This is a genomic window from Undibacterium sp. Dicai25W, assembly GCF_049340505.1.
Lineage (GTDB): Bacteria > Pseudomonadota > Gammaproteobacteria > Burkholderiales > Burkholderiaceae_D > Undibacterium > Undibacterium jejuense.
Genome location: NZ_JBMPOQ010000003.1, coordinates 296,343 through 310,177 on the forward strand (window position 1 = coordinate 296,343; position 13,835 = coordinate 310,177).

General features: G+C 47.0%; 11 protein-coding genes and 1 tRNA gene. 7 read left to right on the forward strand and 5 right to left on the reverse strand.

What is annotated here, in order from left to right; all coding sequences use genetic code 11:
* The first annotated feature begins 62 nt into the window (after positions 1-62).
* Complete coding sequence (gene radA, locus ACO0KY_RS06115) at positions 63-1,442, forward strand: DNA repair protein RadA (RefSeq protein ID WP_423044855.1); 1,380 nt, start codon at positions 63-65, stop codon at positions 1,440-1,442.
* Positions 1,443-1,470: 28 nt separating this feature from the next.
* On the opposite strand, the gene hpnE is transcribed toward radA, so the two are convergent.
* A complete protein-coding gene (gene hpnE, locus ACO0KY_RS06120) occupies positions 1,471-2,820 on the reverse strand; it encodes a hydroxysqualene dehydroxylase HpnE (protein ID WP_423044856.1) in 1,350 nt (449 codons plus the stop codon).
* A complete protein-coding gene (gene hpnD, locus ACO0KY_RS06125; protein WP_423044857.1) occupies positions 2,813-3,646 on the reverse strand; it encodes a presqualene diphosphate synthase HpnD in 834 nt (277 codons plus the stop codon). The genes hpnE and hpnD overlap by 8 nt, the downstream gene beginning before the upstream one ends.
* Positions 3,647-3,880: 234 nt before the next feature.
* Between hpnD and ACO0KY_RS06130 the strand changes: the two genes are divergently transcribed.
* Positions 3,881-4,780, forward strand: a complete 900-nt coding sequence (locus ACO0KY_RS06130) for a hypothetical protein (protein WP_423044858.1) — start codon at positions 3,881-3,883, stop codon at positions 4,778-4,780.
* Positions 4,781-4,910: 130 nt separating this feature from the next.
* Here ACO0KY_RS06130 and ACO0KY_RS06135 read toward each other — a convergent pair whose 3' ends face one another.
* The 3 genes from ACO0KY_RS06135 to hpnC form a co-directional block, all read right to left on the reverse strand.
* Positions 4,911-5,615: a M24 family metallopeptidase gene (locus ACO0KY_RS06135; RefSeq protein WP_423044859.1), complete on the reverse strand. Its 705-nt coding sequence runs from the start codon at positions 5,613-5,615 to the stop codon at positions 4,911-4,913.
* A gap of 39 nt (positions 5,616-5,654) precedes the next feature.
* A complete protein-coding gene (locus tag ACO0KY_RS06140; RefSeq protein ID WP_423044860.1) occupies positions 5,655-5,837 on the reverse strand; it encodes a hypothetical protein in 183 nt (60 codons plus the stop codon).
* 324 nt (positions 5,838-6,161) lie between these two features.
* A complete protein-coding gene (gene hpnC, locus ACO0KY_RS06145) occupies positions 6,162-6,971 on the reverse strand; it encodes a squalene synthase HpnC (RefSeq protein WP_423044861.1) in 810 nt (269 codons plus the stop codon).
* 165 nt (positions 6,972-7,136) lie between these two features.
* Between hpnC and ACO0KY_RS06150 the strand changes: the two genes are divergently transcribed.
* The 5 genes from ACO0KY_RS06150 to clpP all read left to right on the forward strand — a co-directional run bounded on the left by ACO0KY_RS06150 (position 7,137) and on the right by clpP (position 13,780).
* Positions 7,137-8,315, forward strand: a complete 1,179-nt coding sequence (locus ACO0KY_RS06150) for an efflux RND transporter periplasmic adaptor subunit (RefSeq protein WP_423044862.1) — start codon at positions 7,137-7,139, stop codon at positions 8,313-8,315.
* A complete protein-coding gene (locus ACO0KY_RS06155; RefSeq protein ID WP_423044863.1) occupies positions 8,312-11,413 on the forward strand; it encodes an efflux RND transporter permease subunit in 3,102 nt (1,033 codons plus the stop codon). The genes ACO0KY_RS06150 and ACO0KY_RS06155 overlap by 4 nt, the downstream gene beginning before the upstream one ends.
* A 257-nt stretch (positions 11,414-11,670) precedes the next feature.
* A tRNA-Leu gene (locus ACO0KY_RS06160) sits at positions 11,671-11,757 on the forward strand.
* 28 nt (positions 11,758-11,785) lie between these two features.
* Positions 11,786-13,135: a trigger factor gene (tig, locus tag ACO0KY_RS06165; protein WP_423044864.1), complete on the forward strand. Its 1,350-nt coding sequence runs from the start codon at positions 11,786-11,788 to the stop codon at positions 13,133-13,135.
* Between the two features lie 18 nt (positions 13,136-13,153).
* Entirely contained in the window at positions 13,154-13,780 is a 627-nt protein-coding gene (gene clpP, locus ACO0KY_RS06170; protein ID WP_423044865.1) for an ATP-dependent Clp endopeptidase proteolytic subunit ClpP, read from the forward strand.
* The last annotated feature ends 55 nt before the right edge of the window (positions 13,781-13,835 follow it).

The following is a 13,835-nucleotide window of genomic DNA, read 5'->3' on the forward strand; positions in this document are numbered from 1 at the left end:
AGCACAAGCTTATGTTTGAATACTGAGTAAAATACCAGTGTTTACTCGGTTTTTGGAAAAATATGGCGAAAGCAAAAACAAATTACACCTGCACTGAATGCGGTGGCATCGTTAATAAATGGGCGGGACAGTGCCCATCTTGCGGGCAGTGGAATACCTTGGTCGAAACGGTGGTTGAGGCTGCAGGTAATCGTTTTTCTGGAAAACATCAAAGCCTGGCGCAAACGGCGCCTGTGCTGAATTTATCTGATATCGAAGCGTCGGACGTACCGCGCTTTGGCACCGGTATTGAAGAATTCGATCGGGTGTTGGGTGGTGGCCTGGTGCCTGGCGGTGTGGTGCTCATTGGTGGTGATCCTGGTATCGGTAAGTCAACCTTGTTGTTGCAGGCGCTCTCCAATCTGGCCAAGATCAAAAAAGTTTTGTATGTGAGTGGTGAAGAATCTGGGGCGCAAATTGCTTTGCGTGCGAATCGGCTTGGTCTTGATACCAAGGGTTTGGCTTTGCAGGCGGAAATTCAGCTTGAAAAAATTCTTAACACCCTGTCGGATCATAAGCCGCAAGTTGTGGTGATAGATTCGATACAAACCTTATATTCGGATGCATTAAGCTCGGCGCCCGGCTCGGTGGCACAGGTGCGCGAATGTGCGGCGCAATTGACGCGTGTCGCCAAGACTATGGATATCACGATGATTCTGGTTGGTCATGTGACCAAGGAAGGCGCGCTAGCTGGGCCGCGCGTACTTGAGCATATTGTTGATACGGTGTTGTATTTTGAGGGAGATACGCATTCCAGTTTCCGTCTGGTACGCGCCATTAAAAATCGTTTTGGCGCGGTCAATGAGTTGGGTGTATTTGCCATGAGTGAGCGGGGTTTGAGAGGTGTATCAAACCCCTCCGCCTTATTTTTATCGCAGCATGATGCGCAAGTCGCAGGCTCATGCGTGATGGTGACGCAAGAGGGAACCCGTCCGTTGCTTGTAGAGATTCAGGCATTGGTGGATAGTTCCCACGCGCCAAATGCACGTCGCTTATCAGTCGGCTTAGAACAAAACCGGCTGGCAATGCTGTTGGCAGTCTTGCACAGACATGCGGGAGTTGCGGCATTTGATCAGGATGTGTTCATCAATGCGGTTGGCGGAGTCAAAATTGCTGAGCCTGCGGCTGATCTGGCAGTTTTGTTGGCAATTAACTCGTCCATGCGCAATAAGCCCTTGCCGCGCAGTCTGGTGGTGTTTGGTGAAGTTGGTTTGGCGGGTGAGATACGACCAGCGCCGCGCGGTCAGGAGCGGCTCAAAGAGGCTGCAAAACTTGGCTTCACCATTGCCATGATTCCCAAGGCGAACGCCCCTAAGCAAAAAATAGAAGGCCTGACCATCATTGCGGTTGATCGTATTGATGAAGCAATGAGCAAGATACGTGACGTTGATGATGCGAGTTAGCGTCTTTTGATTGGTGGTATGCCGGTTATTATTGCAGTCGTTTGGCGGCAGAAATGCCGCTTCTTACTGCTGCCTCGATAGTGGCGGGATAATCGCCAGCGGTATAATCGCCCGCTAACAACAGACCTGTCTGGTCGGTCGTGTTTGGCGGGCGAGCAAGCCCAGGTGTACAACTAAACGTTGCCCTTTTTTCTGTGATGATCTGATGCCAGAGCGGTAGTTTTAATGCAGGTAACTGAAAACTCTCAGCCAACTGGCTTGCAATCGCGCTGGCAATCTTATCGTGTTCGATAGAATTGGGATTTTGTGGCGCGCTGATTACTACTGCCAAGAGGCCAGCATGTTCAATGTGCAAGTAGCCGCGATCAAATACATATTGCCCCCATTTTTCCTGTTGAGGCGCATCGCATAAGGCATGCATCGCACCTGGTAGCCGTATATCGGCTGCGTAATTCAGGTAGCAGGTAGTAATCGCTTCAAATGCAAATTCTGGCAAGACAGTATCGCTGTTCGCTGACTTCAATAAACGTTTTGCGTTGCTGCAGTCGGTGGCAATGATAATGCCATCGTAATACGCATGCTCGTCTGATGTTTCTTGTTTGCTTAAATTGAGTTGCCATTTACCCGGCATACCCGTATGTTGACTTACCCCTGTGACGGCTTGTCCTAAATTCAGCTTATTACCTTTGCTTTGGATAAAAACCGCGGCTTGCTCCGGAAACAGTGCGGATAAATTCAACTGTGGAATCAACATGTCGGATGCTGCACGCTTGGCGCCAAGACTATCTCGCAAAACGTTCAAAAATACCTGCGCTGATGCGCGTTCAGGTGGTGTATTGAGAGCAGCAACGCATAAGGGGTTCCACATCAACCGGCATAAGCGTTCGGTCTGATCAAAACGTTGCAGCAACTCGCTGACGCTGCAGTCTTGGTATAACTTCCAGCCCATCCAGCGCGCTGTCGAAGAGAAGCGAGCGAGTGCCAGTTTGTCGGCTTTCTCTAATCCTTTTGATTGCCACAAAGCGATCAATAAGTGCAGCGGGGCAGGGATGAATCCGGATTTTGGCGCAATGAACTGCATACCATCTTCATGAGATGGGTAAATCATTTGCAAAGGCAGGCGTAAGAAGGATTGCTCCATATCGATACCGACTTCGCGCATCATTTGCAGACTTTGCTGATAAGCGCCAAGTAGAATGTGCTGACCGTTGTCGACTTTGAGCCCATTCACTTCAACGGCGCGTGCACGTCCGCCGAGCGTGCGCGACGCTTCAAATAAACTAACCTGGTGTCCTTGCTTGGTTAATTGGACCGCGGCCGCACAACCTGCCCAGCCGCCGCCAATGACTGCAATGTGCTTACGTGAGGATTTAGCCACGGACGTAGGTTTTCCAGGCGAGCCACAGTTTCCGGATCGGCGTTAAGGAAATACGTTGATTCAACACCTGAAAATGATCGCGCTGAATTTCTACTAAAAGAGTGCGATAGATGGATGACATAATCAGACTCGTGCGCTGTGCGCGGCGATCTTCTGCTGGTAGTAAAGCGAGCGCTTCGTCATATAATTTTTGCGCACGTTCGTATTGAAATTGCATCAAGGCTTCAAATTGCGGACTGTGTTTTGCATTCAAAATATCAGCGGCGGTGACTTTGAATTCTTGTAACTCGTTGACCGGTAGATATATCCGGCCTTTACGCGCATCTTCTCCAACATCGCGGATGATGTTGGTCATCTGGAAAGCCAGCCCCAATTTTTCCGCAAATTCGCGGGTTTTGGGGTTGGTTATACCAAAAATGCTTGCGGACAAAATACCAACAACGCCAGCGGCATGCCAGCAATATTTTTGTAATCCGGTGAAATCCAGGTATCGCGTCTGGTTGAGATCCATTTCCATGCCGTCTATGATGGCAAATAAATGTTCTGACTGTAGCTGGTAGGTTGCCATATGCGGAAGCAGGGCTTTGGTTACCGGGTGAGTTGGCGCATTTTCCAGCATAGCTTGAAGCTCTTTTCGCCACCAGGCCAATTTTGTGCGAGCGAGCATATCATCGCTGCTTTCGTCGACGGCATCGTCAACCTCGCGGCAAAATGCGTAGAGTGCCGTGATGGCTTTTCTTCTTTCTGCTGGCAGAAACAGAAAGCTGTAATAAAAACTGGAGCCGCTCTGGGCTGCTTTTTGTTGGCAATATTCGTCTGGAGACATGCTTTTTTATGTAAGTAATCGGCACAAAGCCGAGTAAAGTCGATATGCTAACAAACTTTGTGCAAACATGAAGTACTTGCCATGACGCGGCTAAAATAAGTATCTTAATGTAATCGGATCGCAGAATTCTGAATCCAAAATGCGCTAGCTCGTATAATAGTGGGCGCATTATATTATTGCTCAGATAAAAATGAGCTTGCTTTTGGTACAAAACTCTAAATTTGGACAAATATCTTGAATAAATCGAAAATTGCTGGAATTTTAAGCGGTGTGGCCATTGTCCTCGCTGGCTGTGGTGGCTTCGTCTATACGACTGTTGGTGGTACTGTAACTGGTCTAGGCACAAGCGGTACAAATACCGTGGGCTTGAAAAATGAAGGTAACTATACGCAAGTCCTGAGTGCGGATGGTTCTTTTTCATTCACAGAAGCGAGTAATGCTCAATATACTATTTCTGTGTATCAGCAACCTCGTTACGTGAACTGTTCTGTCGCTAACGGTACTGGTACCATGAACAGTTCTACTGGTGTTGCGAATGTCGCTGTCACTTGCGTTCCTAATGTTCAAATTAGCGGCAATTTAAGTGGTCTGGCAGATGGTGGTAAACTGTATTTGATTAATAACATTACCAATCCGGCGACAAATGTGAGTACAAGTGCTGACAATACCCCAGCTGGTGCGATTTCTGCAAACGGAACCTTTGTTTTGCCAACCTGGGTTGTTAGTGGGTACAACTACAATGTCACGGTGGCACTGCCGCCGCCTGGGCAGTATTGTACCGTGGCAAACGGAACGGGCGTTGCTGACAACAATCCAAAACTCTCCCCCCCCTTGATCGGCGTTAACTGTGTTACTGCTGTTCCGGTAACTTTCACGGTAACTGGTTTGACAGCGGGTAATTCTGTCACTTTGACGAATACTTCAATCGCACGTAAGGAGGGCGATCCATTAACTGTTTCTACGATTGGTACTTATAATTTTTCCTGGAGTTTGTTGACTGGGATGAACTACTCGGTGGCAGTCACAACTCAGCCTAATGGTCAGACTTGCACGGTGCAAAATGGCAATGGTGTTGCAAACTTAGCGAATCCTGGTGCATCTGCAAATATTGCGGTGACTTGCCAGAATTCTTAGTGTGTATGGTTCCGTCGTTTTACGGGACTAGTATTTATAATAAAAAACCGGACTATCAGCACATTGCCGCTAGTCCGGTTTTTATTTATCTATTTTTCAGACCGCGTTGGTTGAACGTTAGCAGAGACTCTTAGAGCTCCTCTAAAACACCTTGGTCGTTAAAGTAGAAAATGCCTTCGTTTTTGAATCCCCATTTACCACCTTTGAGTCTGATGAAAGGCTCAAAGCTGAAAAAAGGAACATCAGCCAACAATGTCGTGTTATTGGTTTCAATAAATTGTCGTTGATCCCTGTCGGTGGCAATGCTGTGGCCAACATTGTTTCTATAGTCGAGATTGACAAATCCATTTTGTCGGATCCGCATATTTGCCCAGTCAAACAACTGGCCAAAAGTGGTTTGTGGTCGCACCAATTTCAGCATTTGCGCGTGCATTTGTTCCAGGAATCCTAAACCGTTCTTGAATTCAAGCAACTGGGGAGTTTTGGTAACTTTACCATTCTCGATGGCAAAGGAGCGTGCGCAATCACCCCAAGCCTTATTGTGAACTGGACTTAAATCAATGGTGATCAGATTTGAAATGCCAACGGGTTCGTCTCGCGGTTCGTATTCTCGACCTGAGATGGATACGCAACTGCGAGAGCCTAGCAGTACCAATGCAGGGCAGTTGTAGTACCAGGTATCTGGGTAGCCCTGTTCTGCCAGGAGTTCGTGTGCTTTCCTGGCGATACTTTTTTCGGTATCGTCAGCCGTAATGAGATTCTCTAGTCGTGCAAGAGTCGATTTTGCAGCAGTTTGCACCTGGCGGTGCTGAGAAATCTCGAGTTCAGTTGGCATGATGTTTTTTGTGTTTAACCTTTGCTTGTGCAGTGGCAATTATTTGCCGCTTCCTGCGACTGCGCCAACGCCTGCTTTGGTTACGTCGACGGCAGTACCAACAACGGCGCTTCCTACGTGCACAGTGGTTGAGACTGCGGCATCAGCGATCGCTAACACGGTACAAGCATTGAGGGATAGGACGCATGCCAAGAGGGAGAAAAGTTTTGCACTAGGGCGCATGGCAATAGCCTTGTTTTGTTAAATTAAAAAGTTGAAATCTTGCTATAAAAATATAGTGTTAGCGATATGGTGTTAGCGCTGTTTTCTTGGGGTGAAAACTCACAGAAATAGGTTGAACAATTTATGGTTGCTATTATGCTTTAAATTGGGATCAAGAGCATGATTCTTGTTCTTTTGATTGTGTTGCCACGCAATATGATTCTCCATTAATGAATTCCTGGTCTAAGTAATGCCAACTTTTTTCTTTCCTTTGCTTAGATTTTGCTTAGTTTTAAATGGACTGATGTTATGTGCCTGTCTCAAAGCAATAAGAGGTTATTTTTACTACATGACAATGGCGCGCCAGCACAAAATAAACCAGTCACGCTTGTCTAATTTGGGGCGGTGTCGGAAAACGTCCGCATTTACCTGGTCGGTTTTTTCGGCAATTCTTAAGCCTCCCTGCACGACCAGCCTTAATTCCCAACCAAGCCTCGTTGGCAGGCGCTTGCACAGGCTGCTACCGGATAGCATTAGCTCCCTTGCACGTTGCGTCTGGAATTGCATAAGCTGTTGCCATTGAGTGCTATCAGGTTTATGTCCGATCGACTCTGGTGGGATGCTAAAGCGCTTCAAATCTTCTTGGGGTATGTATATGCGTTGTTTATCCCAATCGATGCCGACATCTTGCCAAAAGTTAATCAGTTGAAGTGCGCTACAAATTGCGTCTGAGTCCCGCAGATTTTTTGCATTTGCAGCACCATATAAATGCAACATGAGATTGCCAACAGGATTGGCTGAGCGACGGCAATAGTCGAGCAAATCTTCGTAAGTCGCGTAGCGCGTTGTTGTTACATCTTGCTTGAATGCTGACAGTAAATCTCTGAATGGTTGTAGCGGCAATTGATGTTCTTTGATAGTTTCTGCTAAACGTTGAAAGAGCTGCGTCTTGCTCGGTAGATTTGCTTCTATGGCGTTAATCTCCCGCTCGTATCCTTCTAATGCCTCAATGCGCTCTTCTGGTGTCGCATTTCCTTCGTCGGCAAAATCATCTGCGGTGCGTGCAAATGCGTATATATTTCTTACTGCCGACCTCAGATTGGCGGGTAATAATAAGGATGCGACTGGAAAATTTTCGTAGTGTTCTACTGTCATATTCAGCGTTTAAATCAGAGTTTAATTATTAATGACTGAAAAGTCATTGGCAAAAAAGAGGTGCTTATCTATAATAACTAACTATTGAGTCAGTTATTTTGGTTTTCTGTCATGTTGCTCGAAAGTGCTTCGACATCAACAGCCTGCATAGTAAAGGAAATTCCCGTGTCAAGACTACAATTCCCCTCGCGCGTCAGTGAGATTTTTTTTGCGCAAAAATCCTTTCCCACCAAATGGTCGCGCGCAGGGCTGGTGCTGGCAATGATTGCCACGCTGGCAGCTTGCTCAAAACCGACAGAAAAGACAGAAGATATTCGTCCGGTCCGCGCGATTGTGGTCAAAAGTGCCACCGCGGAAGCTGCAATGGAATTGTCCGGGGAAGTGCGCCCAAAAGTCGAATCGCACTTGGGTTTTAGAGTCGGTGGCAAAATCATCAGTCGCAAAGTGGATTTGGGTACAGTTGTAAAACGCGGGCAGCTCCTGATGCAATTGGATCCGCAAGACTTGGCTCTGGCGCAGGTGCAGGCCAAAGCTGGTTTGGTTGCTGCGGAAAGTAACCGCGACCTGGCGCAGGCTGAACTGAAGCGCTATCAGGAATTGCGTACTAAAAACTTTGTTGCTGCGACTGTGTTGGATAGTAAAGAGGTGGTGTTTAAAGCGGCGCAATCAAGTTATGAGCAGGCGCTTGCTGCGTATAAAAATCAAAGCAATCAAACCGGCTATGCTAGTTTGGCGTCAGATGTTGATGGGGTTGTGACCAGCGTAGATGCTGAAGTTGGGCAGGTAGTGGCTGCTGGTGCGCCGGTAGTTCGCGTAGCACAGGCGGGCGACATGGAAGTGGTGGTCGGTATTCCAGAAAATAAAATCAATGTTATCGGCCAAATGACCGATATCAATGTCAGCTTGTGGGCGCATCCAAATAAGCTCATGTCGGCTAAATTGAGCGAGCTGTCACCGATCGCCGATCCAGTCACGCGCACCTATACCGCTAAGGTGACTTTGCCAGCTGATGCTGCGGATGTACGCCTGGGGATGACTGCCACGGTCAGCTTTATTGCTCGTAACCCTAATCAAGTCATCAAAATACCGATGACGGCCTTATTGCAAAATAAAGGAAATTCCTCGGTGTGGATCGTGGAGCGGGGCGCAGTGAAGTTGGTGCCAGTGCAGATTGCGGGTGCATCGGGCGACGATGTCTTGATTGCAGCCGGTGTTTCCGGTGGTCAAACTGTGGTTACTGCTGGTGTTAATTTCCTTAAGCCAGGTCAACGTGTGACGATTCTCGGTGCTGATCTCGCGTCAGTAAATGACGTCGGTGCTCCTGTAGCTGGAGCGTCCAAATGAGTGAAAAATCTGGTGGTTTTAATTTATCTAAATGGGCTTTAGAGCATATACCACTCACGCGCTATTTGATGGTGGCGCTGTTATTGGGTGGAATATTTAGTTATGGTCATCTAGGGCAGGATGAAGATCCACCATTCACGTTTCGCGCGATGGTGGTAAAAGCAATATGGCCGGGTGCGACCGCATTGCAAATGGCAGATCAGGTGACTGATAAGCTGGAAAAAAAGCTTCAGGAGACGCCCTACATAGACCGCATTCGTAGCTACTCAAAGCCAGGCGAAACCTTAATTACGCTGGAATTGCGAGAGTCGACCCCACCCAAGGAAGTGCAGCAGGCCTGGTATCAGGTGCGCAAAAAAATTGGCGATATTCGTAGCACACTACCGCCGGGCGTTATTGGGCCGATTTTTAATGATGAATTTGGTGATACCTACGGTTCAATCTTTGCCTTATCAGGCGATGGATTTACGTATGAGCAAGTGAAGGAGTATGCCGATTTTGTGCGTCAGCAATTCTTGCGCATCCCCATGGTGTCGAAGGTAGAGTTAGTCGGTGTTCAGGATGAAAAAATCAATATCGAATTCTCACAAAAGAAATTCTCGCAATTGGGTATTTCATTTGATGCCATCGTTTCTCAAATCAGTTCGCAAAATGGTATTGAAGGTACTGGGGTATTGACTACCTCGTCCAGTGATTTGCAGGTCAGGGTTTCTGGCGCCTTGATGGCGGTGAAAGATCTGGAAAATCTGCAACTGCGTGCCAACGGGACGACCTTCCGATTGGGTGATTTTGCAACCGTAAAGCGTGAATATCAAAATCCACCGCATGACAAAATGCGTTTCAACGGAAAGGATGTTGTTGGCCTTGGTATCTCCATGGAAAAAGGGGGAAATATCGTTGAGTTGGGTAAGAATTTACAGGCTACCGTGGCGCTCGTTAAAGCGAAATTGCCAGTCGGCATACAGCTGGAACAGGTTACTAATCAGCCTGATGCGGTCAAGGCTTCAGTGGGTGAATTCATTCATACTTTAATTGAGGCTGTTGTCATTGTTTTGGCTGTGAGTTTTTTGGCTTTAGGTTTGCATACCAAGCCATTCCGTCTGGATGTCTGGCCTGGCCTCGTGGTCGGTTTAACCATCCCTTTGGTATTGGCGATTACGTTTTTGTTTATGCATATTTTAGAGATTGATTTACATAAGATCTCTCTGGGTGCTTTGATTATTGCGCTTGGTTTGTTGGTGGATGATGCCATTATTGCGGTTGAAATGATGGTGCGCAAAATGGAAGAGGGCTTTTCTCGTTTTGACGCGGCAACTTTTGCTTATACATCGACGGCAATGCCGATGTTGACTGGCACGTTGATTACTGCGGCCGGATTTCTGCCAATTGGTCTGGCAAAATCCGCAGCTGGTGAATATACCTTTTCGATGTTCTCGGTCAATGCGCTGGCATTGTTGATCTCCTGGTTTGCAGCGGTTTTATTTACGCCTTACCTTGGTTATTTGTTATTGAAGGTGAAGCCGCATGCCGAAGGTGGTGAGCCCCATGAATTGTTTGATACGCCATTTTACAGTCGCTTCCGCACCGTGGTGTCGTGGTGTGTTGAGTGGCGCAAAACAACGATAGTGATTACGCTGGGTATTTTTGGTCTGGGTGTATTTGGTTTTAAATTTATCGAACAACAATTTTTCCCGGATTCCAGTCGGCCAGAATTGATGGTGGAGATGTGGCTTCCTGAAGGTTCGTCATTTAAGGCGACCGAGACGCAAACGAGGAAATTTGAAGCCTTCATTCAAAAGCAGGACGGGGTGGAAAGCGTTACTAGTTATGTTGGTAATGGTAGTCCTCGTTTCTATTTGCCACTCGATCAAATTTTACCGCAAACCAATGTCACGCAAGTCGTGGTGTTGGCGAAAGATTTGAAGGCTCGAGAACAATTGCGATTGAAAATCACGCATATATTCAAAGTTGATTTTCCTGAAGTGCGTGGTCGCGTTAAGTTGTTGCCAAACGGCCCCCCAGTTCCGTATCCGGTGCAGTTCCGCGTTACTGGATTGGATGTCGCAGGTGTGCGTGCCATTGCTGATCAGGTCAAAGAGGTAATGCGTACCAATCCAAATACGGTGGGTGTTAACGACAACTGGAATGAATCGGTCAAGGTCGTGCGTATCGATCTCGATCAGGATAAGTTGCGCGCACTTGGTGTTACGTCGCAAACTGTGATGCGGGCGGCAAATACCATTTTGACTGGTACCACAGTTGGTCAATACCGCGATGGTAATAAATTGATTGATATGGTTGTGCGTCAGCCAATTGATGAGCGTTCAACGATTGAGGCGCTTAGCAACGCGAACATGCCAACAGCTAATGGTAAATCGGTGCCCTTGTCGCAATTGGCGACCATTAAAATGGTGTGGGAGCCGGGTGTGGTCTGGCGCGAGCGCAGGGAGTGGGCGGTGACTGTGCAGTCGGACGTGGTTGATGGTATTCAGGGTCCGACGGTTTCCGCTCAGATTATGCCTCATCTAAGTAAAATTATTGCGAGTTTGCCACCCGGATATAAAGTCGAATTGGCTGGCGCTGCTGCCGATAGTGGCAAGGCGCAAGATTCTATCGCTGCAAATGTGCCTTTGGTGATCTTCATTATTTTCACTTTGCTGATGCTGCAATTGCATAGCTTCTCAAGATCTTTGCTGGTCTTTTTGACTGGACCCCTGGGTGTTGCTGGTGCAGCAATGGCATTATTGATTTTGCAGCGGCCATTTGGTTTCGTTGCGCAATTAGGTGTTATTGCGTTATTCGGTATGATTATTCGCAATTCCGTCATTTTGATTGATCAAATTGAGCATGATATTGGTGCTGGTGTTGATCCTTGGAATGCGGTAGTTGAGTCTGCGGTAAGACGTTTCCGTCCAATTATTCTGACGGCAGCAGCAGCCGTATTGGCGATGATACCGTTGTCGCGCTCTGTGTTTTGGGGGCCGATGGCGGTGGCGATTATGGGGGGCTTAATCATTGCGACTGGTTTAACTTTATTATTTTTGCCAGCTTTGTATGCAGCTTGGTTTAAAGTGAAAAAGGGTGGGCATTCAATCTAGTTGGCTTGAATCCTAATGTGTTGCTTTCGTGTTAAGCGCAGATCGAATACTTCAAAATCAGTCATTTATGAAAATTTTGGAGTATTTCTTAAAAAGCGTTAAAAAAATAAGACATATTGATTCAAAATCCAGTAGAATATCGGGCTGGAGTTGTAATGCCACATGCATAAGTTTCGGGCGACGATAGATGTTCGGGTCGCCCTTTGCTTTTGTACCGGCCTTGTCGTATGTATGCCGGTATGTAACATACTCATCCCGCGAGGATGGCGAAATTGGTAGACGCACCAGGTTTAGGTCCTGACGCCAGCAATGGTGTGGGGGTTCGAGTCCCCCTCCTCGCACCACAGAATTTTTACTATTTGGACGATTTTCATGGCAACTGCAGTCGAAACTTTAGATAAATTGGAGCGCCGCCTCACGATTTCTTTTCCAATCGCTGATGTGAAATCAGAAGTTGAAAAGCGTTTGAAGGTACGTGCACGTACAGCAAAAGCACCAGGCTTCCGCCCAGGCAAAGTGCCAATGAAAATGGTCGCTGCGCAATACGGCTATCAAGTCGAAAACGAAGTGTTGAATGATAAAGTTGGTCAGGCATTTGCTGCTGCGGCTAACGAAAACAACCTGCGTGTAGCGGGTTATCCTAGTATCGAGCCAAGCGCAAACGAAGGTGTAGCTGAAGGTACTTTGGCTTTCAATGCAACTTTTGAAGTGTATCCAGAAATCGTTGTTGGCGATTTGTCGGCTGCTGAAGTTGAGCAAGTTAAATCAGAAGTGACTGATGCCGAAATCGACAAAACGATCGACATTCTGCGTAAGCAACGTGTACATTTCCACGTTAAAGGCGAAGAGGGTGCGCACGGTAACGGCGGTGCAGATCAATCTGCTCAAAATGGCGATCGCGCTACAGTTGATTTCGTCGGTAAAATCGACGGTGTTGAGTTCCCTGGTGGTAAAGCTGAAGGTTTTGCTTTCGTATTAGGCGAAGGCCGTATGTTGCCAGAATTTGAAGTGGCAACCATCGGTTTAAAAGCTGGCGAATCGAAAACATTCCCATTGTCGTTCCCAGAAGACTATCACGGTAAAGACGTAGCTGGTAAAACTGCTGAATTTACAATTACTCTGACAAAATTAGAGTGGGCACATTTGCCAGAAGTTGACGTTGAATTTGCAAAAATGCTCGGCGTTGAAGATGGCGATTTGGTTAAAATGCGCGCTGATATCAAGGAAAACCTTGAGCGCGAAGTAAAAGGCCGTGTTAAAGCTAAGACTAAAGAAAGCGTCATGGACGCGTTGGTAAAGGCAGTTGCTTTTGACGTGCCAAAAACTTTGGTTGCGCAAGACGGTGAACGCTTGGCTGAAATGACTCGTCAAGATATGGCGCAACGTGGCATGAACGTTAAAGACGTACCATTCCCGACTGAACTGTTTGCGGCACAAGCTGAGCGCCGCGTTCGTCTGGGTCTGATCCTGGCTGAATTGGTGAAGGCAAACAATCTGCAAGCAACGGCTGATCAAATCAAGGCGCAAGTTGAAGATTTTGCTCAAAGCTACGAAGATCCACAACAAGTTGTAAAATACTACTATAGTGATCGTAATCGTCTGGCTGAGGTTGAAGCACTTGTTTTAGAAGAAAACGTCGTTAACTATGTGTTAGGCAAATCAAAAGTGACAGAAAAAGTTCTGCCATTTGATGAGTTAATGGGTAATAACGCACAAGCTTAAGTAAAAAAAGGAAAACACATGACAGGCATCATCCGTAATTCGGCGTTAGATACAAATATGCTGGGCATGGTGCCTACGGTAATAGAGCAGAGTGGGCGTGGTGAACGTGCTTACGACATCTACTCCCGTCTTTTGAAAGAGCGTGTAGTTTTCCTGGTTGGACCTGTGAATGATCAAACCGCAAACTTGGTCGTAGCGCAGTTGTTGTTTCTGGAGAGTGAAAATCCGGATAAAGATATTGCTTTTTATATTAACTCGCCAGGCGGCTCAGTTTCTGCTGGCATGGCGATTTACGATACGATGCAATTTATTAAGCCGGATGTATCAACTCTGTGTACCGGAATGGCAGCTTCTATGGGAGCGTTTTTGCTGGCAGCTGGTGCGAAAGGCAAGCGTTTTTCGTTGCCTAACTCTCGTATCATGATCCATCAGCCACTTGGTGGAGCGCAAGGTCAGGCATCTGATATTGAAATTCAGGCACGCGAAATTTTGTATTTGCGTGAACGTCTGAATGGTATTCTGGCTGAAAAAACTGGTCGTAGTCTTGACCAGATAGCAAAAGATACTGATCGTGATAATTTCATGTCAGCGGATGCAGCAGTTGAATACGGTTTGATTGACAAGGTGCTGATTCATCGCGCTTAAATGCTTAGAATTGGATGAACGCCCGCTCCTCGATAGGTCGGGCGTTTTTTTATTC

What these genes read in the sequence shown, in the direction of transcription:
- radA (WP_423044855.1), top strand. Translation starts at nt 63, where the DNA reads ATGGCGAAAGCAAAAACAAATTACACCTGCACTGAATGCGGTGGCATC.
- hpnD (WP_423044857.1), bottom strand. Translation starts at nt 3,646, where the DNA reads ATGTCTCCAGACGAATATTGCCAACAAAAAGCAGCCCAGAGCGGCTCC.
- ACO0KY_RS06135 (WP_423044859.1), bottom strand. Translation starts at nt 5,615, where the DNA reads ATGCCAACTGAACTCGAGATTTCTCAGCACCGCCAGGTGCAAACTGCT.
- ACO0KY_RS06140 (WP_423044860.1), bottom strand. Translation starts at nt 5,837, where the DNA reads ATGCGCCCTAGTGCAAAACTTTTCTCCCTCTTGGCATGCGTCCTATCC.
- hpnC (WP_423044861.1), bottom strand. Translation starts at nt 6,971, where the DNA reads ATGACAGTAGAACACTACGAAAATTTTCCAGTCGCATCCTTATTATTA.
- ACO0KY_RS06155 (WP_423044863.1), top strand. Translation starts at nt 8,312, where the DNA reads ATGAGTGAAAAATCTGGTGGTTTTAATTTATCTAAATGGGCTTTAGAG.
- tig (WP_423044864.1), top strand. Translation starts at nt 11,786, where the DNA reads ATGGCAACTGCAGTCGAAACTTTAGATAAATTGGAGCGCCGCCTCACG.
- clpP (WP_423044865.1), top strand. Translation starts at nt 13,154, where the DNA reads ATGACAGGCATCATCCGTAATTCGGCGTTAGATACAAATATGCTGGGC.